This is a genomic window from Variovorax sp. V116 (genome assembly GCF_041154435.1).
Taxonomy (GTDB): Bacteria; Pseudomonadota; Gammaproteobacteria; order Burkholderiales; family Burkholderiaceae_C; genus Variovorax; species Variovorax paradoxus.
In genome coordinates this window covers 2,999,132-3,023,521 of sequence record NZ_AP028661.1, presented here as the reverse complement: position 1 = coordinate 3,023,521, position 24,390 = coordinate 2,999,132, and the positions used below count along the sequence as shown (strand labels likewise).

The following is a 24,390-nucleotide window of genomic DNA, read 5'->3' as shown; positions in this document are numbered from 1 at the left end:
GTCGGCGAACAGCAAGAAAGGAATTTCATGCGTCGTGTGGTGATCATCGGCGGCGGTGCCATCGGCTCCGCCATCGCCTATTTTCTCAACCGGGATCCGCAGGAGGAGCCGTTCGACGTCACCGTGGTCGAGCGCGATTTTTCTTACACGCAGGCCTCGTCGGCCTTGTCGGCCAGTTCGATCCGGCAGCAGTTCTCGAGCGCCATCAACATCGAGATGTCGCTCTACGGCATCGACTTCTTCCGCCAGCTGGGCGAAAACCTGCGCGTCGGCGACAACGTGCCCGACATCGGCCTGGTCGAGCCGGGCTACCTGTACCTGACGCCGCCGGAGGGCGTCGAGGTGCTGCGCGAGAACCACGCGGTGCAGAAGGCGCACGGCGTCGATGTGGTCCTGCTGGCGCCCGACGCGCTGCAGGCGCGCTTTCCATGGATGTCGGCCGAGGGCATTGCGCTGGCCTCGCTGGGCCTTTCGGGCGAGGGCTGGTACGACGGCTACAGCCTGTTGCAGGCCTTTCGCAAGAAAGCCATTTCGCAGGGGGCGCGCTATGTGCAGTCGCAGGCCACGGGATTGAAGCGCAGCGGCCGCGTGGTGGCGGGCGTGGAACTGGACATCGGCAACGTGCTGGAGGCCGACGTGGTGGTCAATGCCGCCGGCGCCTGGGCCGCGAGGGTGGCGGGCTGGGCCGGCATCGATCTGCCGGTGCGCGCGCGCCGCCGCATGGTGTTCAGCTTTTCGTGCCCCGAGACCCTGCCGGGCTGCCCGCTGGTGATCGACACCTCGGGCATCTGGCTGCGCCCCGAAGGCCGGCGCTTCATCTGCGGCTTTGCGCCGCCCCAGGACCGCGACCGCGACGACGCACCGCTCGAAGTCGACTACCGCGTCTTCGACGATTTCATCTGGCCCGCATTGGCGCGCCGCGTGCCCGCCTTCGAGGCCATCCGCATGACCGGCGCGTGGGCCGGCTACTACGAGATGAACCTGTTCGACCACAACGCGATCCTGGGCCTGCATCCGGACTGCGACAACCTGTTCTTTGCCAACGGCTTTTCCGGGCACGGGCTCCAGCAGTGCCCGGCGGCGGGGCGCGGCGTGGCGGAACTCATCCGTTATGGCAAATACCGCAGCCTCGACCTGTCGCCGGTGTCGTTCGCGCGGATTCTGGAGAACCGGCCGCTCGTCGAGAAGAACGTGATCTAGCCTCGGCGCGGGTGGAGGCGTACGATCTTTGCAAGCAAGTGAGGGTCTCATCATCATGACTGCACAGGCATTGATCGACACCGCCCGGGCGCTGGTCGCCGGCGACAAGGGCTTGCTCGCGATGGACGAGAGCAACGCCACCTGCCACAAGCGCTTCGCCAAACTGGGCATTCCGCAGACCGAGGACGCGCGGCGCGACTGGCGCGAGTTGATCGTCACCGCGCCGAACCTCGGCGCGTCCATCAGCGGCGCCATCCTCTTCGACGAAACCATCCGCCAGCGGACGAAATCGGGCGCGTCCTTCGTCTCGGTGCTCAGCGGCGCGGGCATCATTCCGGGCATCAAGGTCGACACCGGCGCGAAGCCGCTGGCGGGCCACCCCGGGGAGACAGTCACCGAAGGCCTGGACGGCCTGCGCGAACGGCTGGCCGAATATGCAGGCATGGGCGCGCGCTTCGCCAAATGGCGCGGCGTCATCACGCCCGGCCCCGGCCTGCCAGCCGTGCATGCATCGAGGTCAACGCCCATGCGCTGGCCCGCTACGCAGCCTTGTGCCAGGAGGCCGGGCTTGTGCCCATCGTCGAGCCCGAGGTGCTGATGGAAGGCGACCATTCCCTCGCGCGTTGCGCGGAAATCACCGAGGAGACGCTGCATGCGGTGTTCGCCCAGCTGCGCCTGCAGGGCGTGCTGCTCGAAGGCATGCTGCTGAAGCCCAACATGGTGCTGCCCGGGCAGGACAGCCCGAAGCAGGAGAGCGTGGAGGAAGTCGCCGACGCCACGGTGTCGTGCCTGCGGCGCACCGTGCCCGCGGCCGTGCCGGGCGTTGCCTTCCTGTCGGGCGGGCAGTCGGCGCAGCTGGCATCGGCCCGGTTGAATGCCATGAATGCGAGAGCCGGTTCGCGCCTGCCGTGGGCGCTGGCGTTTTCGTATTCGCGCGCGGTCCAGCAGCCGGCGCTCGACGCCTGGAAGGGCGACGCCGCCAACATTGCCGTGGCGCAGCAGGCGCTGGTGCACCGTGCCCGCTGCAACCAGGCTGCGCGCCGCGGCGCCTACGATGCGCGGGCCGATGCGCCGGTGCCCGGCTGAGGGGCTTCAGCCGCCCTTTGCCGCATTCACCAGCACCGGCGTCGGCCGGTAGCTTTCGGGAAAGAGCTTCTTCAGGTCGTCGATCTTGGGCAGGTCGTTGAACACGATGTACTCGTGGCTCGGATGGCGCGTGAGGAAGTCCTGGTGGTAGGCCTCGGCCGCATAGAAGGGCTTCGACATTTCGATGGTGGTGGCCAACTGCCTGTTGAAGGTCTTCGCCTGGTTCAGCTGCGCGATGTAGGCCTTCGCAACGCGGGCCTGTTCAAGGTTCTCGGCAAAAACGGTGGAGCGGTACTGAGGGCCGACGTCCGGCCCCTGCCGGTTGAACTGGGTCGGGTCGTGCGCCACCGAGAAATAGATCTGCAGCAGCTTGCCGTAGCTGATCTGCCGCGGGTCGTAGGTGATGCGCACCGCCTCGGCATGGCCGGTGCGGCCCGAGCCCACGTCCTCGTAGCGCGCCGTCCTGGCGTCGCCGCCGGCGTAGCCCGACACGGCGTTGTTCACGCCCTTGACGCGCTGGAACACGCCCTGCACGCCCCAGAAGCAGCCGCCGGCGAACACGGCGGTGTCGTACTTCAGGGTGGGCGGGGCCGTGAGGTCGACCGCGGCCGCCGGCACGCGCCGGGCCGGCTCTGCGAACGAAGGTGCGGCATGCCAGGCCAGCACCGCGGCGGCGAGCATGCCTGCGGTGAGTGCGGGGAATCTCATGTGCTGTCCTTGAAGGAGGCTTGGAGGCCAGGCCGGTGGAAGCGACATTGCCGCCGATTGCGGCGGGCGTCAATGCCGCGTACCCCTGCTGCTTACTTCTTCATCTCGTCCTTGCCCATCGCGTCCTTGGACATGCCGTCTTTCTTCATGCCGTCCTTGGACATGGCGTCCTTCGCCATCGAATCCTTCTTCATGCCGTCCTTGGCCATGGAATCCTTGGCCATGCCGTCCTTCGCCATGTCGTCGGCGGCGAAGGCCGAGGCGCCGGCAAAGGCGATGCAGGTTGCGAACAGGGTTGCAGTGAGCTTGTTCATTCGGAATCTTCCAGTTGAGGTTTCATTTTCAAGAGAATGGCGCGGTCCCACTGGGAACACGGCCTCGCGCTTTCATCGGCAGTCGAGCCGCACGGGTGCGGCTCAGCTCCCTCCGAACCAGTTGTAGCCCTGGTCTTCCCAGTAGCCACCGGAATAGGTGTTGGTGACGAACATCGCCTTGATGTGCTTGGGGTTCTTGTAGCCAAGCTTGGTCGGCATCCGCAGCTTCATCGGAAAGCCGTACTTGGGCGGCAGGGGCTGGCCGTCGTAGCTGAGCGTGAGCAGCGTCTGCGGGTGCAGCGCGGTCGGCATGTCGATGCTGGTGTAGTAGTCGTCGGCGCACTTGAAGCCGACATACCTGGCGGTGGTGTCCGCGCCGATGCGGCGCAGGAAGTCCGCAAAGCGCACGCCGCCCCACTTGCCGATCGCGCTCCAGCCCTCGACGCAGATGTGGCGCGTGACCTGGTCGTGCTGCGGCATGGCGCGCAGCTCGGCCAGTGTCCAGCTGCGCCTGTCGGCGACCATGCCTGTCACTTCGAGCTTGTAGCCGGCCTCGTCGACCTCGCGGACCTCGTCCTCGCCGTAGTAGGCATTGAACGGGAAGGGCCGGGTGATCATCGATTCCGGGTAGGTTTCGGCGAGCTGCGTCGGGCTGAAAATGAGGCCCTGCACCTTGTCATTGAAGCGCGAGATCTTCGAGAGCGCCGCTTCCACATGGCTGTCGTCGCTGATGCTGCATCCCGTAAGCAGCGAAAGGCCGCCGAGCGTCAGCGAGCGCTGCAGGAAGGCGCGGCGCGCGGGCTGGTCGAGCTGCTTCGCGATCAGTGTGCGGGCCTCGCGCACCACGGCGTCGGCATCGACGCCGGTCATCTTTGGGGCTTTGAAGATTCTCATATCAGGCTTTTGGCGCGAGGCCGCGGATCATGGTGAGAAGGGTGCGGGGCACCAGCGCCACCATCACCAGGTGTAGGGCGACGAAGGCGACCAGCGAGGCCATGCCGAAGAAGTGGATGCGGCGCGCAAATTCGTAGCCGCCCAGCAAGTCGCGCAGCACGGCGAACTGCACGGACTTCCACAGCACGAGGCCCGAAAGCACGATCACGGCGATGTCGAGCATCACGAACAGGTAGGCCAGCTTCTGCACGCTGTTGTAGCGGCGCGGGTCGGCATGCGAGAGCCGGCCCTTGAGCGCGGCCAGCGCGTCGTGCCAGACACCGGCCGGCGTGACCGGAAAGAACCTGGCGGCCAGCCGGCCGCTCGCGATGTTGATCGCCAGGTAGACCAAGCCATTGAACACCAGCAGCCACATGGCCGCGAAATGCCATTGCAGCGCACCGCCGAGCCAGCCGCCCAGCGTCACCGCGCCCGGAAAGCGGAATTCAAAGAGGGGCGATGCGTTGTAGATGCGCCAGCCGCTCGTCACCAGCACCAGCACCGCAAGGGCATTGAGCCAGTGCGTGATGCGCATCCACAGCGGGTGGATGGGGCGGGCATCGGGTGCGGTGCTTGCGATGGCGGTGCTGGTCATGGAGCCGATTCTTGGGCGCACCCCATGGCCGATTCATCACGCAGAGTTCAATTAATCGTGATAACTCCAAAAGCCGGTTGGCGGGACAATCGGTGCCATGGACACTGCCAAACGCGTGCTGATCGTCGAGGACGACGCCCACATCGCCGAACTGCTGCGCATGCACCTGCGCGACGAAGGCTATGTGATCGAACACGCCGCGGACGGCCACACGGGCCTGCGCGAACTGGAGCGCGGCCATTGGGACGCGCTGGTGCTCGACCTGATGCTGCCCGGCGTGGACGGCCTCGAGATCTGCCGCCGCGCCCGCGCCATGGCGCGCTACACGCCGATCATCATCATCAGCGCACGGTCGAGCGAGGTGCACCGCATCCTTGGCCTGGAGCTGGGCGCCGACGACTACCTGGCCAAGCCCTTCTCGGTGCTGGAACTCGTGGCACGCGTCAAGGCGCTGCTGCGGCGCACCGATGCGCTGGCGCGCAATGCGCGCCTGGAGTCGGGCAGCCTCACGCTGGGCAACCTGGACATCGATCCTGTGGCGCGCGAGGTGCGCGTCGATGCCAGGCTGATCGAGCTCACGCCGCGCGAGTTCGACCTGCTGTACTTCTTTGCGCGCCATCCGGGCAAGGTGTTCTCGCGGCTCGACCTGCTCAACCAGGTCTGGGGCTACCAGCACGACGGCTACGAGCACACGGTCAACACGCACATCAACCGGCTGCGCACCAAGGTCGAGGCCGATCCGGCCGAGCCGCGGCGCATCCTGACCGTCTGGGGGCGGGGCTACAAGCTCTCGCCCACCGGAGCCGGCGAGGAAGGGGGCGCGTGATGGCCTGGGCCAGTTGGGCCACGCTCTCGCGCCGCCTCTCGGTGGTGTTCGCGCTGCTGCTGCTGGCCTGCTGCGGCGCCTCGGCCTGGCTGCAGGTGCGCGCGAGCGGGCTGCACGGGCAGGAGGTGGTGCAGCGCCTGTCGATGGGGCTGGCGGCGCACATCGCCGAGAACTCGGAGCTGATGCGCCCCGGCGGCCTCAACCAGGCCGCGGTGAAGGACCTGTTCGACAAGCTGATGGCGGTCAACCCCGCCGTGGAGGTCTACCTGCTGGGGCTGGACGGCCGCATCGAGGCCCAGGCCGCGCCGCCCGGGCACCTGAAGCGCGACCGTGTGGCACTGGAGCCGATCCGCAAGCTCCTGTCGGGTGCTGCGCTGCCCATCGTGGGCGACGATCCGCGCAGCGCGGATGCGGCCAAGGTGTTCAGCGCCGCGCCGCTCAAGGTGGGCGGACGGGATGCGGGTTATGTCTACGTGGTGCTGCAGGGCGAGGACTACGACGCGCTGGCGGCCAGGCTCGCGGCCGACAACCTCTTGCGCACCACGCTCTGGTCGATGGCGCTGGTGGCGTTGCTCGGCCTCATTGCGGGCCTGGCGGCGTTCCGGCTCATCACGCGGCCGCTGCGCGAGTTGACCCAGGCCGTCAAGCGCTTCGAGACCGAAGGCCCGGCTTCGTCCGGGGGCGAGGCGCCCACCCTTGCGCGGCTCTCGCGCGGCGGCGACGAGATCGCGCTGCTGGGCCAGGCCTTCACGCAGATGACGCGCCGCATCGCCGAGCAATGGCGCGAACTCACGCTTTCGGACCAGCAGCGCCGCGAGCTCTTCGCCAACATCTCGCACGACCTGCGCACGCCGCTCACTTCACTGCACGGCTATCTCGAAACCCTGCTGCTCAAGGCCGGCTCGCTGAGCGAAGAGGAGCGCCGGCGCTACCTGGAAATCGCGCTCGGCCAGAGCCGCAAGGTGGGCCGGCTCGCACAGGAGCTGTTCGAACTGGCGCGGCTCGAATACGGCGTGGTCAAGCCCGAGAAGGAGAACTTCGCGCTGGCCGATCTCGTGCAGGACGTGTTCCAGAAATTCGAACTCGCGGCCGAGGCGCGCCACCAGCAGCTCAGGCCCGACATCGCGCCGGGCCTGCCGGTGGTGTCGGCCGACCTCGGGATGATCGAGCGCGTGCTGACCAACCTGCTGGACAACGCCATCCGCCACACGCCGGCCGGCGGCCAGATCGAGGTGCAGCTGCGGCCCGCCAGCTCGGGCGTGGCGGTGCAGGTGAGCGACACGGGCCCGGGCATTCCGGGCGAGCTGCAGAAGGGGCTCTTCGTGCGCCCGGTGTTCTTGAGCGGGGCGCGCAGCGACGGTTCCGGCAGCGGCGGGCTGGGCCTGGTGATCGTGCAGCGCATCCTGCAGCTGCACGGCAGCGACATCCGGCTCGTGCAGCAGCCCGACAAGGGGGCGGTGTTCCGCTTTCAGCTAGGCGGCGCCACGGCCGCCTGAAGCGCCTCAGGCTTCGGGGCCGACGTGCCGGTTCAGCCGCTCGATGAGCCCCGGCAGGTCGAAGCCCTGCGACGCCACCGACTTGGGCAGCGCATGGAAGAGGCGCGGCATCAGGTAGATGAGCACGAAGCGGTCGTCCTGCCGCCACTTGAGCACGTTCGCCCAGACGATCCGGCTCTCGCCGTGCGGGGCGCGAAGGCGCAGTGCGTCGTCCAGCAGCTCCGCAGAAAACTCTTCGCGGATCGCCTTGTACTTGCGGTAGTGCCGGCGGGCCGTCATCGGCATGACGAAAACGCGCATGGCCAGCAGCACGCCCGCGCCGCCGGCCAGGCCGCCCAGCGCGCTCGCCTGGACCTGCCGCGTGCCGAAGACCGCCGCCAGCACGAGCAGCACGGCCGCGGCCCCCAGGAGCCAGCGCGCCGTGCGCGGCAGGCGCGCGTAGAGCTTCATGGCGTCGACATAGTCGTCCTCGGAGATCCTGAATGTCGCGGTCATCGTGCAGCGCTCATGGGTGGCCTGTGGGTGGAGGCGATGCTACAGCGCGGGCGCCCAGCATCTACCGATCCACCTGCCGGTCCCGCCGCTCAGGGCGGGCAGGGGCGTGCCGCGGCTGCGCCGGGACGCGTCGCCTTGCTGGTGGGGCTTTCGTCCAGCGTGCCGAGCGGGCGCGTGAACGTGCAGCCGTAGGCCGGGTCCGCCACCGTGGCCGCGGTGACCACGTCGTCGCCCGCCGGCTTCACGCCGTCGCGCTCCCACTTGACCATCGCGTCGAAGGCCTCGACCTGTTCGGCGATCGTGAAGTCGCAGTGCGAGATGCCGCGCACGGCGCGCTGCACCAGCCAGCCGCCGTTGCCCTTGGCCGCCACGCGCTGGTGGTAGATCTGCTCCATGCTGAAGGGCACGTACAGGTCGCCCAGCGTGTGCAGCGTGACCACCGGAATCCTGAACTCGCCATTGGCCTTGGGAATCCAGCGCAGGCCGTCGGTGCGCAGGCGGTTGGCATCGGCCGCCGCGGTCAGCTTGAGCACCGAGGTGTTCAGCGCCGTGGTGCCCGGCACGTCGCCGTCGATGGTGTAGGTGAAGCGGTTGGTGTCGAGCGTGCTCCGGTTCAGGATGCCGTTGACCGTGCCATCGCTGCCGAACACGCCCCATACCGCTGCGAACGAGCCGCCCTGCGTGAAGCCCAGGTCGAACATCGGCCGCTCGCCGCCCGTGAGGTTCTTCACCACCGAGCCGAACTTCAGGCCGGTGGCCGTGGGCGTGCCTGGGAACGCGGTGTACAGCGTGCCCGTGACCTGCGCCCGGATGTCCAGCCAGTTGACGCTCGGGTACTTGGGCAGCCCTGCCAGCGCCTGCGCGGCGACCTGCGCGCCCGCAAAGTAGTCGAACAGCTCGGTGTCGCCCATCACGCCGCACATCGGCACCGCGCCGTGGTACTTCATCTTGTGGTTGGCGGTGGCGTAGGCCTCGTCCTCGATGGCTGCCGCCGTGATGTGGCCGCCCATCGAATGGCCCGTGATGTAGATCCTCGAAGGCGCCGCGAGCTCACGGCCGTTGGCCTTGGCGATGGCGTTGAACTGCAGGGCCAGCGCGTTGGTGTCTTCCACGCCCGCGCGCACGTCGTAGAAATTCTTGCTGTAGCTCGAGGCGGCCCAGGCGTAGCCGTTCTGGATCAGGAAGCGGCGGATGGAGGGGTTGTTCACCTGCAGCAGGTTGCTTTCGCCGGCGTAGCCATGCGCGTACATCACGAGCTTGCCGTTCCAGTTGGCGGGCACCTCGACGCGGTACTGCGCGCCGCCGAGCATGCCGGCCCAGCGGCTGGTGGTGGTGTTGTCGACGGTGTCGCTGGCGTCGGAGGCGAGCGCCGCGAAGGTGGTGGCCGCGGGATCGGCGGGCGCGAAGGAGTTGCGGCTGTCCTGCAGGCGGGTTTCTTCGGGCGGCGGGGGAGGTGGAGGAGGCGGTGCCGGCGGCGCGGGTGCCGGAGCCGGCGGCAATGGCATGAAGGCAAAGCCGTTGCCGCCGCCGCCTCCGCCGCAGGAGGCGACGGCCAGGCTGGCTGCAAGGGCAAGAAATGTCAGGCGTGCGGAATGCATGGGATGTCTCTCTCCGTTCTTGTGGTGTTGGGAAGAAGCCCGGCGCAGCGCAGCCTCGCGCGGCCGTAGAGAACGACCGTGCTATTTCGCTGGACCGGCGGCGCAGCGTAGGGGCGTTGCCGGGCGCACCGGCCCGGGCTTTCCCGTAGCTGCTATCTCCTGCGCGACACCCGCGCGCGCTGCGTCAGCCCTTGCGGCGCGTCACCACCACGGTGGCTTCGAGGCCGTCATAGGCCTCGGCATCGCCATACCAGCTGCCCGAGATCGGCGCGGCCTGCGCCGGGTCGCGCGTGACGCCGACGCGGATCAGCTGGCCGCTGCCCATGAGGTTGTTGGTGGGATCGAAGGCGAGCCAGCCGATGCCCGGCAGGTAGGCCTGCAGCCAGGCGTGCGTGGTGCCGGCGCCGGTCATCGATTCGCCGGGCGCCTGGGCCGCGCGGTCGAGCGCGGCGTCGTACAGGTAGCCCGAGACGAAGCGCGTGGCAATGCCCAGGCGCCGTGCGGCCTCCATCATCAAGAGCGCGTAGTCGCGGCAGCTGCCGCTGCCCAGCGCCAGCGTCTGCAGCGGCGTTTGCGTGCCTTCCTCGTCGCGCGCCTTGTATTCGAGGCTCTGGCCGATGTGCGCGTTCATGCGCGCGAGCACTTCGCGCGTGCTGTTGGGCTGGTCGGTGTGCAGGAACTGGTGGGCCCAGCGGATCAGCGTGCCGTTGGCATCGTCGTCATGGTGCGGGCGCAGGTAGTGCTCGAGGTCGAGCCGCTCCTGCACCGAATAGGCGAAGGGCAGGAATTCGGCGGCCGGATCGAGCGCGAGCTGGTCCTGCTGCGCCGGCACGTGCTCGATGGTGAAGGAGCACACGATGCGCAGCTCCGTGGCCTCGCCCATGGGCTGCACCAGCGCGACCGAGTTCGAATGCGGGTCCTGGATCAGCCGGGTGAACGACTCGGGGCTCACCTGCAGGTCGGTGGCGAGCACGCGCAGGTCGTGGCTGTCGCGCGGGCGGAACATCACCCGGTGCAGACCGAAGGTGACCGGCTTCTTGTAGCGGTAGACGGTGGTGTGCGTGATGTCGTATTGGATGGCCATGCGCTGCATTCTGGGGCCTTGGCGCGGTAGCGCCTACGCTTGCGTTCGCGCGGTCGAGAGCGCCTTGGCCAGGTTGGCCGGCAGCGGCAGCGGTTCGCCATGCCATTGCGCGGCCAGCAGTTCGGCGCACAGGGCCGCGAAGCTCAGGCCGCGCGAGCCCAGCGCGGTGCAGGCCCAGGGACTTGGCGCACCGGCTGCACCATCGGCATCGAGCGGGCCGACCAGCGGCCGGCGGTCGCCCGATGCGCAGCGCACGCCGACCCAGGCGTGGACCTGGCCGCGATCGAAGCTCGCGGCCAGCGCGGCGGCCGCGGCGGGATGCAGGCGCGCCAGGCGCTCGCGGTTGGCGGCGGCATCGGCGCCGTTCGGCTCCAGGTTGGTGCTGTCGCGGTCGAAGGTGGCGCCGGCCAGCCAGAGCTCGGTGCCGTCGCCGTCGGCGGGTACGTGCGCGATCAGGTGGCCGTCGCCATTGACGGGTGTCGGGGGCAGCCCGTCATCCGCCGCCATCGCGCCCCACATGACCTGGCCGCGCACGGGCTGCAGCGGAAGCCCCAGTGCGAAGCGGCCCGATTCGAAGCCCGCGGCGATCACCACGCGCTCCGCTTCGGCCAGCAGCCGGTCCGCCGCATCGAACAGCTGCCACGTGCCGCCGCCTTGCGCCATGCGTGCGACCCGTGCGTTGCCGCGGAACTCGATCCCTGGCAGGCGCAGCCAGGCCGTGATCAGCCGCTGCGGCCGCACCCAGCCCGCGCGCGCATGCCAGAGGGCCGGTGCATCGGCCGGCAAGCGGGCCTCTGCCAATTGCGCGGCGCTTGCGGGCCACGATTCATTGGGGCCGCTGTCGCTCCACCCGGCGGGCACGCGCGTGTCGCCTTCGGGCCGGCGCTCCAGCACGCCGCTGGCGCGCCAATCGCGGCCTTCCTCCAGCAGGCGTTCCAGTTCATGCCAGGTCGCGCGGATGCCGGCGCGCGTGAGCCGCGACAGCAGGGCGTCGTCTGGCGAGACATGCGGCGCCATCACGCCAACCGGCAGTCCGGACGCACCGGCGGCGGGGCGGTCCGCCGCATCCAGCACCGTGACCTGCCATCCGCGCCGCGCCAGGCTGGCCGCCACGGCCGCGCCGGCCAGCCCGGCGCCGATCACGGTGCAGCGGCCCGGTGCTTCGACGTGCCCGGGCGCGGGGCCGCGGCGGCGCACCGTCCAGGCCGGCGCAAAAACGCCGCCCAGGCAGTCGCGCTTGGGCGGCAGTCCCGGCCGCCTTTCGAGCTGGAAGCCGTTCTGCGCCAGCGCATCGCGCACCGCACGGGCATAGGTCCAGGTGGCAAGGCCGGTGCCCTGGCGCGCAAAGCGCGACACCGCCTTCAGCGTGTCGGGCGACCACATGGCGGGGTTCTGCTGCGGGCTGAAGCCGTCCAGGAAGAGGCTATCGGCCTCGAAGCGCTGGGCGCGCAGCATCGGCTGCACGTCGCCGATGCACAACGTGAGCAGCACGCGGCCGGCGTCGAAGGCCAGCCGGTGAAAGCCCGGCAGCAGCCCGTGCCACTGCGCCGCCAGTTCCCGGGCCAGCGGCATCAGCTCGGGATAGGCCCCGGCGGCGCGCAGCAGGTCTTCAGGCCCGACCGGGTACGCCTCGACCGAGACGTAATGCAGCATCCGCGGCCGGTTCGCATCCGCGCGCCAGGCCTGCCAGCTTGTCAGGAAATTGAGGCCAAGCCCGAATCCGGTTTCGAGAATCCGCCATTGCGGCCGTCCGGACCAAGCGCCGGGCAGGCCGCAGCCGCCCAGGAACACGTGGCGCGACTGCGCCAGCGCCCCGGTTTCGGTGTGATAGATGTCGCCGAAGCGCTCGCTCAACGGCACGCCGTCGGCGCGCCAGGCGACGGGCTCGGCGGCCAAGACGGGCTCAGTTCGAGGGGGGAACGTAGCCCTGCGCCACGTCGGCGCCTTCGCCGAAGAAGTGCTTTTCCATCTGGCGGGCCAGGTACTGGCGGGCGCGCAGATCGGCCAGGTTCAGCCGGTTTTCGTTGACCAGCATGGTCTGCTGCTTGAGCCAGGCGGCCCAGGCTTCCTTGCTGACGTTTTCCCACAGGCGCTTGCCCAGTTCCCCGGGATAGGGCGGGAAGTCGAGCCCTTCGGCTTCTTTGCCGAGCTTGATGCACTGAACCATGCGTGCCATTTTTGATTGCCTCTGGTGGGGAAAGCGGTTGCTTAGTTGATTTGGCTATTTAGAACTGAAAACTCGGTCGTTCCAGTTTCTATATGTCGTATTGAGAATACGCAGCTTCATTGATATGCCTTTTTGAGCAAGACACCATGAGCCTTCGCCGCGACTTTATCAAGCTTTCCCTGGGGGCCGGCGTGGCCGGTGCCATGGCCCTGACGGCATTGCCGTCGTTCGCGCAGGGCGCGGCCCCCGTGACGCTGCTCAACGTGTCGTACGACCCGACGCGCGAGCTGTACGTCGACTACAACCGCGCCTTCGCCAAATACTGGAAGGGCAAGACCGGCCAGGACGTGACGGTCAAGCAGTCGCACGGCGGCTCGGGCAAGCAGGCCCGCTCGATCATCGACGGCATCGATGCCGACGTTGCCACGCTGGCGCTGGGCGGCGACATCGACGCGCTCGCCACGCACGGCGGCTTGGTCAAGGCCGACTGGCAAAAGCGCCTGCCGCAGAACTCGGCGCCCTACACCTCGACCATCGTGTTCCTGGTGAAGAAGGGCAATCCCAAGGGCCTGAAGGACTGGGACGACCTCGTGAAACCCGGCGTGCAGGTGATCACGCCCAACCCCAAGACCTCCGGCGGTGCGCGCTGGAACTACCTGGCCGCCTGGGAATTCGCCAAGCGCAAGTACGGCAGCGACGCCAAGGCCAAGGAATACATCGGCAGCCTGTTCAAGAACGTTCCGGTGCTCGATGCCGGCGCGCGTGGCGCCACCATCACCTTCGTGCAGCGCGGCGTGGGCGACGTGCTGCTGGCCTGGGAGAACGAAGCCTTCCTGGCGCTGAAGGAATTCGGCGCCGAGAAGTTCGAGATCGTGGTGCCGTCGATCTCGATCCTGGCCGAGCCCACCGTGGCGGTGGTCGACAAGGTGGTCGACAAGAAGGGCACCCGCGCGGTGGCCGAGGAATACCTCAAGTACCTGTATTCGGACGAAGGCCAGGACATTGCGGGCCGCAACTTCTACCGCCCGACCTCGGAAAAGGCCAAGGCCAAGTACGACAAGCAGTTTCCCAAGCTCACGCTGGTGACCATCGACCAGGCCTTCGGCGGCTGGGCCAAGGCCGACAAGGAGCACTTTGCCGACGGCGCTTCGTTCGACCAGATCTACACGACCAAGCAGAAGTAATCCGCCTCGCACCTCGAAGCGAAATCCCGAAGAAAACCGAAAGTCCCTCCGTGTCCGTTCTCCTGATTGCCGGCAGTCCCTCCGCACCTTCGCGTTCCAGCGCATTGCTCGAGGCCGTGGGCGAGCGGCTGGCCGGCCGCAGCGCGCGCATCGAACGGCTCGCGATCCGCGACCTGCCGGCCCAGGCGCTGCTGCTGGCGGACTGGAACCATCCGGCCATCGAGCGCGCGATTGCGCAGGTGGCGCATGCGCGCGTGGTCGTGGTGGCGACGCCGGTCTACAAGGCCGCCTACAGCGGCGTGCTGAAGGTTTTTCTCGACCTGCTGGCGCAGAACGCGCTCAAGGGCAAGACCGTGCTGCCGCTGGCCACCGGCGGCAGCCCGCACCACATGCTCGCGCTCGACTACGCGTTGCGGCCGGTGCTGCATGCGCTGTCGGCGCGCCACATCCTGCCGGGTGTCTACGCGACCGATTCGCAGATCACGCTCACGCCCGAGAACGCCTACCAGGTGCATACCGACCTGGCCGAACGGCTCAATGAGGCCGTCGAGGTGCTTGCGACCGAAGGGCTGAAGCTGCCCGCCACGCACGGCTTCGAACCCGTGCCGTTCTCCAGGGTGCGATGTAGTGTCTAGAACGGGTTCTTGATCGAACCCGAGTCCGGCCAGCCCCATTCCTGTTCCCGTTTTTGAAGTCGCGTCTTGCGCGGCGAGGGCGCAGCCTTGCCCGAAGTTTTTGCACAAGGAATCACGCATGAACCCCGTTGCCACCGAAGACTCCGCACTCGACGCGCAGCCCCGCTCCATCTGGAAGGCGCTGCGGGACCTGGCCATCAGCACGATCGTGGTGACCGCCATCGCGCTCATCGTCGGCTTCATCTCGGCCTGAGGCCACCTGCATCCGCATCCGCATTCGAAAAGGACGAGTCCATGACTTCCATCTCCATACCGCGCCGCCGCCTGCTGCAGGGCGCCGCTGCCGCCGCAATCGCGTTGCCTTCCTTCGCCGCGCTGGCCCAGGCGCCGGCGCGGCAACTGCGCATCGGCCACCAGAAGGGCGCCCTCAGCATTCTCAAGGGCCGCGGCACGCTCGAGAAGCGGCTGGCGCCGCTCGGCGTGGCCGTGAAGTGGACCGAGTTCACCGCCGGCCCTGTGCAACTCGAGGCGCTGAACGTCGGCTCCATCGATTTCGGCGACGTGGGCGAGGCGCCGCCGATCTTCGCGCAGGCCGCCGGCGCGCCGCTGGCCTACGTGGCCACCACGCTGCCGCGGCCCCAGTCGGAGGCCGTGCTGGTGCCCAAGGGCTCGGCCATCAGGACCGTGGCCGAGCTGAAGGGAAAGAAGGTCGCGCTCAACAAGGGCTCGAACGTCCACTACTTCATCGCCAAGCTGATCGAGAAGCACGGCCTTGCCTACAGCGACCTGAACCTCGTCTTCCTGCCGCCGGCCGATGCGCGCGCGGCCTTCGAAAAGGGCTCGGTCGATGCCTGGGTGATCTGGGATCCGTTCCTTGCCGCCGCCGAAAAATCGCTCGAGGCCCGCGTCCTGGCCGACGCGACCGGCGTGGTGGGCAACCGCGGCTATTACTTCTCGTCGCTCGGCTATGCGGCCAAGAACGCCGACGTGCTGGCCATTGCGATCGAGGAGATCAACAAGGTCGACGTCTGGGGCACCGCCCACAAGGACGATCTTGCCGCCGAGTTCGCGGCCCTGTGGGGCCTGCCGAAACCGGTGGCCGAACTGACGGTGGCACGCGCCGCCTACGGGACCAGTCCCATCAGCAAGGCCGTGCTCGCCGAGCAGCAGAAGATCGCCGACACCTTCTTCGACCTGAAGCTGATCCCCCGAAGGATCAGCGTGCTCGAGGCCGCTGCGGCGGGCATCGCGTGATGCCGGAAGCCTTGCGCGATCGCGCCGCCCGCGTGCTGGCCACGACCACGCGCGCCTGGGGCCTTGCCGAGCGGCAGCGTGTGCGCGCCGCATTGCCGCGCTCGCGCTGCGCGCTGCCCCGCGTGCGCGGCGCCTTGTTCGCGATCTGACGCAGCACCACCGAAAGACGACACATGCAGATATTCTGGTTTCTCCCCACCCATGGCGACAGCCGCTATCTCGGCACCAGCGAAGGTGCGCGGCCCATCGACCTGGCCTACCTGCAGCAGATCGCGGGCGCGGCCGACCAGCTCGGCTACGAAGGCGTGCTGATTCCCACCGGCCGTTCCTGCGAAGACCCGTGGGTGATCGCCTCGAGCCTGATCGGCGCGACCAAGAACCTCAAGTTCCTGGTGGCGGTGCGCCCCGGCCTGCACCAGCCCAGCCTGGCGGCGCGCATGGCCGCGACATTCGACCGCCTCTCGGGCGGCCGCCTGCTCGTGAACCTGGTCACCGGCGGCGACCAGGCCGAGCTCGAAGGCGATGGCGTGTACCTGGACCATGCGCAGCGCTACGAGCAATCGGCCGAGTTCATCCGCATCTGGCGCGAGATCCTTGCGCGCAGCCACAGCGGGCAGGCCTTCGACTACGAGGGCCGGCACCTGAGCGTGAAGGGCGCGAAGCTGCTCTATCCGCCGGTGCAGGAGCCTTATCCGCCGGTGTGGTTCGGCGGCTCGTCGGCCGCCGCGCACGAGCTTGCGGCCGAGCAGGTCGATGCCTATCTCACCTGGGGCGAACCGCCCGCCGAGGTGGCCAGGAAGATCGCCGACGTGCGCAACCGCGCCGCGCGCAAGGGCCGCACGGTCGAGTTCGGCATCCGGCTGCACGTGATCGTGCGCGAGACCGAAGACGCCGCATGGAAGGCCGCCGAAGAGCTGATCAGCCGCGTCGACGACGAGACCGTGATCCGCGCGCAGGCCGCCTTTGCCCGCATGGATTCCGAAGGCCAGCGCCGCATGGCCGCGCTGCATGCAGGCGGCGCCAGGCGTTCGCGCGCCGAGCTCGAGATTTCTCCCAACCTCTGGGCCGGCGTCGGCCTGGTGCGCGGCGGCGCGGGCACGGCGCTGGTGGGCGACCCGCAGACGGTGGCGGCGCGCATCGAGGAATACGCGGCGCTCGGCCTCGACAAATTCATTCTCTCGGGCTACCCGCATCTCGAAGAGGCCTACCGTTTCGCCGAGCTGGTGTTCCCGCTGCTCTCGCGCAAGGCGCAGTCGCGGCTCGCGGGCGGCTCGCTGAGCGGGCCGTTCGGCGAAGTCGTTGCCAATCTCGATGCGCCTTCGCGCCTCGCTTCCCAAAGCTAAGAAGGATCTCCCATGACGGAACAGGTACAGGAACTGCCGGCGGTCGCGTCTTCTTCGGAAGAAACCACCGGCGGCGCGTTCAAGGCCTTCGGCGCCAGCGTGGCGGTTCGGCTGGTGCCGTGGCTGGTGCCGGTGGGGCTGATCGTCTTCTGGCAGATCGCTTCGTCGCTGGGCTGGCTCTCCACGCGGGTGCTGCCGGCGCCGGTGGACGTGGTCAAGGCCGCCTGGGCGCTGGCCGTGTCGGGCGAGCTCTGGACGCACGTCAAGGTCAGTGCGGGCCGCGCGCTCGCGGGCCTTGCGATCGGCGGCGGCACGGGGCTGGTGCTGGGCCTTCTGACGGGCTCGGTGAAGTTCTTCGAGACGCTGCTCGATTCGACCATCCAGATGGTGCGCAACATCCCCGCGCTGGCGCTGATTCCGCTGGTGATCTTGTGGTTTGGAATCGACGAGTCGGCCAAGCTGTTCCTGATCTCGGTGTCGGTGTTCTTTCCGATCTACCTCAACACCTTTCACGGCATCCGCAATGTCGATCCGCAGCTGATCGAGATGGGGCGCACCTACGGGCTTTCGCGCTGGCAGCTGTACGGCGAGGTGATCCTGCCCGGCGCGCTGTCGTCCATCCTGGTGGGCCTGCGCTTTTCGCTCGGGCTGATGTGGGTGATCCTGATCGTGGCCGAAACCATCTCGGCGCAGGCCGGCATCGGCTATCTCACGATGAACGCCCGCGAGTTCCTGCAGACCGACATCGTGCTGGTGGGCATCCTCCTGTATGCGCTGCTCGGCAAGCTGGCCGACCTGTTCGCGCGCGGGCTGGAGCAATGGTGGCTGCGCTGGCATCCGGGCTACCAGAAGAAGACGGCGAAGTGAGGGCAGGGCACATGAAGAACATCATTTCGCGGCGCGCGGCCATCGCCACGCTGGGCGCACTGGGCGCCGGTGCCGCGTTCGCGCAGGGCGGGGCCACGCGGCCCCTCACCGTGCGGCTCGGCTACCAGAAGTCCTCGACGCTGATCGCGCTGCTGAAGGTGCAGGGCACGCTCGAAAGGCAGCTTGCCCCGCTCAACGCCACGCCGAGCTGGCACGAGTTCACCAGCGGCCTGCCGCTGCTCGAGGCGCTGAACCTCGACAACCTGGACATCAGTGCCGACGTGGCCGACACCGTGCCGGTGTTCGCGCAGGCCGCCGGCGCCGACCTGACCTTTGTCGCGCAGGAAGCGCCGTCGCCGGCCGCGCAGGCCATCCTCGTGCGCGAGGACTCGCCGCTCCGGTCGGTGGCCGACCTGAAGGGAAAGAAGGTCGGCTTCGCCAAGGCGGCCGGCGCGCACTACCTGCTGATCGCGGCGCTGGAGAAGGCTGGCCTGTCCTTCAGGGACATCGATCCCGCCTACCTGACGCCGGCCGACGGCCGTGCCGCCTTCGAGCGCGGCGCCATCGACGCCTGGGTCGTGTGGGATCCGTTCCTGGCGGCCGCGCAGCGCCAGGCCAGGGTGCGCGTGCTGGCCGATGGCACCGGCATCGCCTCGTACCAGCGCTACTACCTCGCCAGCACCAAGTTCGCGAAGGCGCGTCCCGATGTGCTGCGCGTGGTCTATGCCGAGCTCGAGAAAACCGGCCGATGGGTCAAGCAGAACCCGAAGGAGGCCGCGGCGCTGCTGTCGCCCGTGTGGGGCCTGGACGCGGCAACCATCGAGCGGGCCAACGCTCGCCGCAGCTACGCGGTGCGTCCGGTGGTGGCCGAGGCGCTGGCCGAGCAGCAGCGCATCGCCGATGCCTTCTTCGCGGAAAAGCTGCTGCCTAGAAAGATCAACGCGCTCGACGTGGCGCTCTTCCAACCGGGCCTGAAATCATCATGAATGCTGTTCTGAAAGACACACGGCCGCTGGCCATTGCGGGCGGCGTTCGCCTGGAGGCGCGCGGGCTGCACAAGCGCTATGGCGAGCGCGAGGTGCTGCGCAACACGCAACTCGCCATCGAGCCGGGGCAGTTCATCGCCATCGTCGGGCGCAGCGGCTGCGGCAAGAGCACGCTGCTGCGGCTGGTTGCGGGGCTCGAGAAGGCCAGCGCCGGCGGGCTCTACACGGACGGCAAGGCCATCGACGGCCTGCACGACGACACCCGGATCATGTTCCAGGAAGCGCGCCTCCTGCCCTGGCGCCGCGTGCTCGACAACGTGACGCTCGGCCTGCCCGCCGAGGCCAAGGCGCGCGGCAAGGAGGTGCTCGCGCAGGTGGGCCTGGCCGACCGCGAGAACGAATGGCCGGCGCGCCTGTCGGGCGGCCAGCGCCAGCGCGTGGCGCTCGCACGGGCGCTGGTGCACCACCCGCGCCTGCTGCTGCTCGACGAGCCGCTGGGCGCGCTGGATGCGCTCACGCGCATCGAGATGCATCGCCTCATCGAGAACCTCTGGCAGCGCCACCGCTTCACCGCGCTGCTGGTGACGCATGACGTGCAGGAGGCCGTGGCGCTTGCAGACCGCGTGATCCTGATCGAGGACGGGCGCATCGCACTCGACGAGAACATTGCGCTCGCCAGGCCGCGCTCGCAGGGCGACCCGGCGTTCGCAGCCATCGAGAAACGCATCCTCGACCGCGTGCTGCAGAAGCCCGGCGAGGCCGAATCCGCCGCCACGGACGCCAACTGGCTGCAGCCCTCGGCGCACACGCTGCGCTGGGCGATCTGAGTCCACCGTTCATCCACAAAAAAGAAAGGCAGTCGCATGTCGCAGAACTGGAAATTCGAAACCCTGTCGGTGCACGCTGGCTACTCGCCGAGCCGACCACGCGCGCCGTGGCGCCGCCCATCTATCAAACGGTGGCCTATGCCTTCGACAGCGCGCAGCACGGCGCCGACCTGTTCGACCTGAAGGTGCCGGGCAACATCTACACCCGCATCAACAACCCGACGCAGGACGTGCTCGAACAGCGCGTGGCCGCGCTCGAGGGCGGCATCGCGGCGCTGGCGCTGGCCTCCGGCCAGGCGGCCGTGACCTATGCGATCCAGACCATTGCCGAGGCGGGCGACAACATCGTCAGCAGCACCGCGCTGTACGGCGGAACCTACAACCTGTTCGCGCACACGCTGCCGCAGTTCGGCATCACCACGCGCTTCGCGGACCACCGCGACCCGAGCAGCTTCGAGAGGCTGTTCGACGAGAAGACCAAGGCGGTGTTCGTCGAATCGCTCGGCAACCCGGCCGGCAACGTGACCGACATCGCGGCCATCGCCGAGATCGCGCACCGCCACGGCGTGCCGCTGATCGTGGACAACACGGTGCCTTCGCCGTACCTGAGCCGGCCCATCGAACACGGCGCCGACATCGTGGTGCATTCGCTCACCAAGTACCTGGGCGGCCACGGCACCAGCATCGGCGGCGCCATCGTCGATTCGGGCAAGTTCCCGTGGGCCGAACACAAGCAGCGCTTCCGGCGCCTGAACGAGCCCGACGTGAGCTACCACGGCGTGGTCTACACCGAGGCGCTGGGCCCGGCCGCCTACATCGGCCGCGCGCGCGTGGTGCCGCTGCGCAACACGGGCGCGGCGATCTCGCCGTTCAACGCCTTCCTGATCCTGCAGGGCATCGAGACGCTGGCGCTGCGCATGGACCGCATCAGCAGCAACGCGCTTTCGGTGGCCCAGCACCTGAAGACGCACAAGGCCGTGAATTGGGTCAACTACGCGGCGCTCGAGGACCATCCCGACCACGCATTGGCAAAGAAGTACTTCGGCGGCCGGTCCAGCGGCGTGCTGACCTTCGGCATCGGCGCCGGCCGCGAGGGCGGGGCGAAGTTCCTCGATGCGCTCAAGCTCTTCACGCGGCTCGTGAACATCGGCGACGTGCGCTCGCTCGCCACGCACCCGGCCTCCACCACGCACCGGCAGCTCTCGCCCGAAGAGCTGGCGCGGGCCGGCGTCACGGAAGACACCGTGCGCCTGTCGGTCGGCATCGAGCACATCGACGACCTGGTCGCCGACCTCGACCAGGCGCTGGCTGCCGCGGCCGTGTGAGCGCGGTGCCCCTGTTCCTCATGCCTGAACCCTTCCTTCAACCTCAAAGAGAAAGAAACACCATGTCCATCCAAGCCATCAATGTCCGCAACCAGTTCAAGGGCAAGGTCCGCGAAATCATCCGCGGCGACGTCGTCTCCGAAGTCGACGTCGAAACCGCCTGGGGCATCGTCACCTCGGTCATCACCACGCGCTCGGTCGACGAGCTGCAGCTCAAGGTGGGCTCCGACGTGGTCGCGCTCGTGAAGTCGACGGAGGTTTCGATCGCGAAGCTTTGACGGACCCTCAAGCTTGCGAACAACCCGGCGCCGTGTTGGCGCCGGGGTTTTTCCGCTTGCAGCAGCCGGGTTTTCAGTTCTTGGCACATCGGCCGCGGGCTTCTACAGTGTGATGTACAAAACGCCCGGAGAGAAAGCCATGGCCAATTTCGAAGTAGGCGACATCGTCCGCGCGCTGCACGCCGCGCGCGATGAATGGCGCGATTCGCAGCGCCGCTCGCGCGAGCCCGGCACGCGCGAGTTTCCGTCGCGCGATGCGCTGGCGCAGGTCATCGAATCGCTCAAGGGCGCGCTGTTCCCGATGCGGCTCGGCCCGCCCGACCTGCGCCATGAGAGCGAAGACTTCTATGTCGGCCACACGCTGAACACCGCCTTGCAGGCGCTGCTGGTGCAGGCGCGGCTGGAACTCAACTACAACGCCCGCCACGAGCCGCGCCCATCGAACGAAGTCGGCGGCCTCGCCGCCGAGGCCATCCGCCAGTTCGCGAACGCGCTGCCGGGCCTGCGCCGCCTGCTCGACACCGACGTGCTCGCGGCCTACCAGGGCGATCCGGCGGCGCGCAGCGTCGACGAGGTGCTGCTGTGCTATCCGGGCGTGCTCGCGATGATCCACCACCGGCTGGCGCACGAGCTCTACAAGCTTGAGTTGCCGCTGCTGGCGCGCATCGTGGCCGAGCTCGCGCATGCGCAGACCGGCATCGACATCCACCCCGGCGCGCAGATCGACGCGGGCTTCTTCATGGACCACGGCACGGGCGTGGTGATCGGCGAGACGGCGGTCATCGGCAAGCGCGTGCGGCTGTACCAGGCCGTCACGCTGGGCGCCAAGCGCTTTCCGACCGATGCCGAGGGCAACCTGCAGAAGGGCCTGCCGCGCCACCCGGTGGTGGAGGACGACGTGGTGATCTACGCCGGCGCCACCATCCTCGGGCGCGTGACGCTCGGCAAGGGCGCGGTCATCGGCGGCAATGTGTGGATCACCGACGACGTGCCCGCGGGCGCGAGCGTGACGCAGGCCAGCCTGCAGAACGCGCCGAAGGCGAACGCGCCATAGGAACGGCACCAAGGGGCGGCCGGCTTCGGCCGCGCTATGCTTGGCTGTTGTCAACTATGTAGCTTGCCTTCGCATGTCATTGCCTCAAGCCACTTCCTCCATTTCTTCCGCGCCCCCGGCGGCCGACGAGTCCTGCGACGTGCTCGTGATCGGTGGCGGCCCCGCGGGCTCCACGATCTCGGCGCTGCTCGCACAGCAGGGCCGCAAGGTGGTGCTGCTCGAGAAGGAGCACCATCCGCGCTTTCACATTGGCGAATCGCTGCTGCCCGCGAATGTGGAACTGTTCGACAGGCTCGGCGTGCGCGACCAAGTCGAGAAGATCGGCATGCCCAAGTTCGGCATCGAGTTCGTCTCGCCCGAGCATGAGCACCGCAGCTACGTGGACTTTGCCGAAGGCTGGGACAAGTCGCTCGATTCGGCCTGGCAGGTGCGCCGCTCGGAGCTCGACGAGCTGCTGTTCCGCAATGCCGCCGCGCGCGGCGCGCAGGCACTCGAAGGCTGCAAGGTGCGCGACGTGGCCTTCGATGCAAATGGCGCCACGGTTCAGGCCCAGATGGACGACGGCGCCAGGCGCAGCTGGCGCGCGCGCTTCGTGGTCGATGCCACGGGCCGCGACACGCTGCTGGCCAACAAATTCCGCTGCAAGGAAAAGAACCCCGACCACAACAGCACGGCGCTGTTCGGCCATTTCACCAACGCCGAGCGGCTGGAGGGCAAGAAGGAAGGCAACATCAGCATCTGCTGGTTTGCGCACGGCTGGTTCTGGTTCATTCCGCTGGCCGACGGAACCACCAGCGTCGGTGCGGTCTGCTGGCCGTACTACCTGAAGACACGCGACAAGCCGCTGAAAGATTTCTTCTACGACACCATCGCGCTGTGCCCGGTGCTGGTGGACCGGCTGAAGCACGCCACGCTGGTGGACGATGCGGTGCATGCCACCGGCAACTTCTCGTATTCGAGCACGCACGCCACGGGCGACCGCTACCTGATGCTGGGCGATGCCTTCACCTTCATCGACCCGATGTTCTCGTCGGGCGTGTACCTGGCGATGCACAGCGCCTTCGACGGCGCCGGGCTGGTGGCCACCGCGCTCGACCGGCCGGCCGAACTGGCGCCCGTGCGCGAGAACTTCGAGGCCATGATGCGCAAGGGGCCGCGTGAGTATTCGTGGTTCATCTACCGCGTGACCAACCCGACCATCCGCGACATGTTCATGCACCCGGGCAATCCCTTCCGCGTGAAGGAGGGGCTGATGTCGCTGCTGGCCGGCGACATCTACCGCGGCACGCCGATCTGGCGGGCGCTCGGCATGTTCAAGTTTCTCTACTACTTCATCTCGATCACCCACCTGCGCCGCACCTGGGCCGGCTGGAAGCGGCACCGCTTCAACATCCGAGACATGGGCGCACTGAAGGGCGAGACGATCCTCAAGTCGGAGTAGCCGCAGTAGCGCCTCAGGGCGCCCACGCCGAGCGCGAGGCGCGCAGCGTGGCCACGGCATGCGCCACGCCCGGGCCGGGGCTGCCGAGCACTTCGATGCCGAGGTCTGCGAGCTCATCCGCGACAGGGGCCATCGAGGCCTGCGCCAGCACCACCACGTCGGCGCCGATGGCGGCGCTGCGGATCGCGCTGGCCAGCATCTCGATGTAGCGGGCGCTGTCGCCGGCCTCGAAGTGCGGCCAGGCCTCGGCGACCAGCAGCGTGCTCGGCCGGACGCCGACGCCGGCCTGCGCGGCGGCCGAAAGAAGCAGCGCGGTGGTCGGCTCCAGCGTGCTTTCGAGCGCTGCCGCAATCAGCACGCGCGGGCCGGCGCGCACGGCGCGGTCGGCCATCGCACGGTCGATGCGCTGGGCCGCGAAGGCGCCGCCCGTCGGGGTCCTTTCCGCGATGCCGCCGATGGTCGAGCAGGTGCACGCCACCACGGCGGCGCCCTCGGAGGCGGCCTCGCGCATGGCCTCGTGCACGCGCGCGGCCAGCATCGGGTTGTCGATGCCCACGGCGCGGGCTTCGTGCAGCAGTTCCTCCATCACCAGGTGGCGCACCTCCAACTCGGGCGCGATCTCGCGGGTCAGGCGCTCGAAGGTCGGCACATGGACCTGCGCCGTGTGGAGGAAGGCGATGGCGTCGTTCATCGC

25 protein-coding genes and 2 pseudogenes are annotated in these 24,390 nt (G+C 68.4%); 17 read left to right on the top strand and 10 right to left on the bottom strand.

Going from position 1 to position 24,390, the window contains the following annotated elements:
- Positions 1-27 precede the first annotated feature (27 nt).
- Entirely contained in the window at positions 28-1,200 is a 1,173-nt protein-coding gene (locus ACAM58_RS14435) for an FAD-binding oxidoreductase (RefSeq protein WP_012748095.1), read from the top strand.
- Positions 1,201-1,255: 55 nt separating this feature from the next.
- A pseudogene (locus ACAM58_RS14430) lies at positions 1,256-2,286 on the top strand (class I fructose-bisphosphate aldolase).
- 6 nt (positions 2,287-2,292) lie between these two features.
- Here ACAM58_RS14430 and msrA read toward each other — a convergent pair.
- The 4 genes from msrA to ACAM58_RS14410 form a co-directional block, all read right to left on the bottom strand.
- Positions 2,293-2,994, bottom strand: coding sequence for a peptide-methionine (S)-S-oxide reductase MsrA (gene msrA, locus ACAM58_RS14425; protein ID WP_012748093.1), 702 nt, complete (start codon positions 2,992-2,994; stop codon positions 2,293-2,295).
- A 92-nt stretch (positions 2,995-3,086) separates the two neighbouring features.
- Positions 3,087-3,308: a pentapeptide MXKDX repeat protein gene (locus ACAM58_RS14420; protein ID WP_369663060.1), complete on the bottom strand. Its 222-nt coding sequence runs from the start codon at positions 3,306-3,308 to the stop codon at positions 3,087-3,089.
- Between the two features lie 102 nt (positions 3,309-3,410).
- Complete coding sequence (locus ACAM58_RS14415; protein WP_018904536.1) at positions 3,411-4,202, bottom strand: molybdopterin-binding protein; 792 nt, start codon at positions 4,200-4,202, stop codon at positions 3,411-3,413.
- A gap of 1 nt (position 4,203) precedes the next feature.
- Positions 4,204-4,836 (bottom strand): cytochrome b/b6 domain-containing protein, encoded by a 633-nt coding sequence (locus ACAM58_RS14410; RefSeq protein ID WP_369663059.1) that lies wholly within the window; start codon positions 4,834-4,836, stop codon positions 4,204-4,206.
- Between the two features lie 97 nt (positions 4,837-4,933).
- Here ACAM58_RS14410 and ACAM58_RS14405 point away from each other — a divergent pair, with 97 nt between their 5' ends.
- Together ACAM58_RS14405 and ACAM58_RS14400 are read left to right on the top strand one after the other, a co-directional pair.
- On the top strand, positions 4,934-5,662 hold the full coding sequence (locus ACAM58_RS14405; RefSeq protein WP_278876308.1) for a response regulator transcription factor: 729 nt from the start codon (positions 4,934-4,936) through the stop codon (positions 5,660-5,662).
- Positions 5,662-7,158, top strand: coding sequence for an ATP-binding protein (locus tag ACAM58_RS14400; protein ID WP_369663058.1), 1,497 nt, complete (start codon positions 5,662-5,664; stop codon positions 7,156-7,158). Before ACAM58_RS14405 ends, ACAM58_RS14400 begins: the two co-directional genes overlap by 1 nt.
- A gap of 6 nt (positions 7,159-7,164) precedes the next feature.
- On the opposite strand, the gene ACAM58_RS14395 is transcribed toward ACAM58_RS14400, so the two are convergent.
- The 5 genes from ACAM58_RS14395 to ACAM58_RS14375 all read right to left on the bottom strand — a co-directional run bounded on the left by ACAM58_RS14395 (position 7,165) and on the right by ACAM58_RS14375 (position 12,511).
- Complete coding sequence (locus ACAM58_RS14395; protein WP_012748087.1) at positions 7,165-7,653, bottom strand: YcxB family protein; 489 nt, start codon at positions 7,651-7,653, stop codon at positions 7,165-7,167.
- A gap of 89 nt (positions 7,654-7,742) precedes the next feature.
- Positions 7,743-9,251 (bottom strand): alpha/beta hydrolase, encoded by a 1,509-nt coding sequence (locus ACAM58_RS14390; protein WP_027730601.1) that lies wholly within the window; start codon positions 9,249-9,251, stop codon positions 7,743-7,745.
- Between the two features lie 184 nt (positions 9,252-9,435).
- Positions 9,436-10,344: a transglutaminase family protein gene (locus tag ACAM58_RS14385; protein ID WP_012748085.1), complete on the bottom strand. Its 909-nt coding sequence runs from the start codon at positions 10,342-10,344 to the stop codon at positions 9,436-9,438.
- Between the two features lie 24 nt (positions 10,345-10,368).
- Complete coding sequence (mnmC, locus tag ACAM58_RS14380) at positions 10,369-12,231, bottom strand: FAD-dependent 5-carboxymethylaminomethyl-2-thiouridine(34) oxidoreductase MnmC (protein WP_369663057.1); 1,863 nt, start codon at positions 12,229-12,231, stop codon at positions 10,369-10,371.
- A gap of 7 nt (positions 12,232-12,238) precedes the next feature.
- Complete coding sequence (locus tag ACAM58_RS14375; protein ID WP_012748083.1) at positions 12,239-12,511, bottom strand: oxidative damage protection protein; 273 nt, start codon at positions 12,509-12,511, stop codon at positions 12,239-12,241.
- A gap of 137 nt (positions 12,512-12,648) precedes the next feature.
- Between ACAM58_RS14375 and ACAM58_RS14370 the strand changes: the two genes are divergently transcribed.
- The 13 genes and pseudogenes from ACAM58_RS14370 (at position 12,649) to ACAM58_RS14310 (ending at position 23,696) form a co-directional block, all read left to right on the top strand.
- Complete coding sequence (locus ACAM58_RS14370; protein ID WP_027730599.1) at positions 12,649-13,686, top strand: sulfate ABC transporter substrate-binding protein; 1,038 nt, start codon at positions 12,649-12,651, stop codon at positions 13,684-13,686.
- A gap of 50 nt (positions 13,687-13,736) precedes the next feature.
- Positions 13,737-14,321, top strand: a complete 585-nt coding sequence (gene ssuE, locus ACAM58_RS14365) for an NADPH-dependent FMN reductase (RefSeq protein ID WP_027730598.1) — start codon at positions 13,737-13,739, stop codon at positions 14,319-14,321.
- A 118-nt stretch (positions 14,322-14,439) separates the two neighbouring features.
- Complete coding sequence (locus ACAM58_RS14360; protein ID WP_012748080.1) at positions 14,440-14,574, top strand: hypothetical protein; 135 nt, start codon at positions 14,440-14,442, stop codon at positions 14,572-14,574.
- Positions 14,575-14,615: 41 nt separating this feature from the next.
- Positions 14,616-15,575, top strand: coding sequence for a sulfonate ABC transporter substrate-binding protein (locus tag ACAM58_RS14355; protein WP_012748079.1), 960 nt, complete (start codon positions 14,616-14,618; stop codon positions 15,573-15,575).
- Positions 15,575-15,724: a hypothetical protein gene (locus tag ACAM58_RS14350; RefSeq protein ID WP_369663056.1), complete on the top strand. Its 150-nt coding sequence runs from the start codon at positions 15,575-15,577 to the stop codon at positions 15,722-15,724. The genes ACAM58_RS14355 and ACAM58_RS14350 overlap by 1 nt, the downstream gene beginning before the upstream one ends.
- Positions 15,725-15,748: 24 nt before the next feature.
- On the top strand, positions 15,749-16,918 hold the full coding sequence (gene ssuD / locus ACAM58_RS14345) for an FMNH2-dependent alkanesulfonate monooxygenase (RefSeq protein WP_369663055.1): 1,170 nt from the start codon (positions 15,749-15,751) through the stop codon (positions 16,916-16,918).
- A 12-nt stretch (positions 16,919-16,930) separates the two neighbouring features.
- Positions 16,931-17,785: an aliphatic sulfonate ABC transporter permease SsuC gene (gene ssuC / locus ACAM58_RS14340; RefSeq protein ID WP_369663054.1), complete on the top strand. Its 855-nt coding sequence runs from the start codon at positions 16,931-16,933 to the stop codon at positions 17,783-17,785.
- A gap of 11 nt (positions 17,786-17,796) precedes the next feature.
- The gene (locus ACAM58_RS14335) at positions 17,797-18,771 is read left to right on the top strand and encodes an aliphatic sulfonate ABC transporter substrate-binding protein (RefSeq protein ID WP_012748075.1); all 975 of its coding nucleotides are present in this window, start codon (positions 17,797-17,799) and stop codon (positions 18,769-18,771) included.
- A complete protein-coding gene (locus ACAM58_RS14330) occupies positions 18,768-19,598 on the top strand; it encodes an ATP-binding cassette domain-containing protein (RefSeq protein WP_012748074.1) in 831 nt (276 codons plus the stop codon). Before ACAM58_RS14335 ends, ACAM58_RS14330 begins: the two co-directional genes overlap by 4 nt.
- A gap of 36 nt (positions 19,599-19,634) precedes the next feature.
- A pseudogene (locus ACAM58_RS14325) lies at positions 19,635-20,923 on the top strand (O-acetylhomoserine aminocarboxypropyltransferase/cysteine synthase family protein).
- A 62-nt stretch (positions 20,924-20,985) separates the two neighbouring features.
- Positions 20,986-21,201 (top strand): molybdopterin-binding protein, encoded by a 216-nt coding sequence (locus ACAM58_RS14320; RefSeq protein WP_007829250.1) that lies wholly within the window; start codon positions 20,986-20,988, stop codon positions 21,199-21,201.
- 139 nt (positions 21,202-21,340) lie between these two features.
- Positions 21,341-22,255: a serine O-acetyltransferase EpsC gene (gene epsC / locus ACAM58_RS14315; RefSeq protein ID WP_012748072.1), complete on the top strand. Its 915-nt coding sequence runs from the start codon at positions 21,341-21,343 to the stop codon at positions 22,253-22,255.
- Positions 22,256-22,328: 73 nt separating this feature from the next.
- Positions 22,329-23,696, top strand: a complete 1,368-nt coding sequence (locus tag ACAM58_RS14310) for a tryptophan 7-halogenase (protein ID WP_012748071.1) — start codon at positions 22,329-22,331, stop codon at positions 23,694-23,696.
- Positions 23,697-23,709: 13 nt separating this feature from the next.
- Here the strand turns inward: ACAM58_RS14310 and ACAM58_RS14305 are convergent, their stop codons facing one another.
- Complete coding sequence (locus ACAM58_RS14305) at positions 23,710-24,387, bottom strand: hypothetical protein (protein WP_012748070.1); 678 nt, start codon at positions 24,385-24,387, stop codon at positions 23,710-23,712.
- Positions 24,388-24,390: the final 3 nt, after the last annotated feature.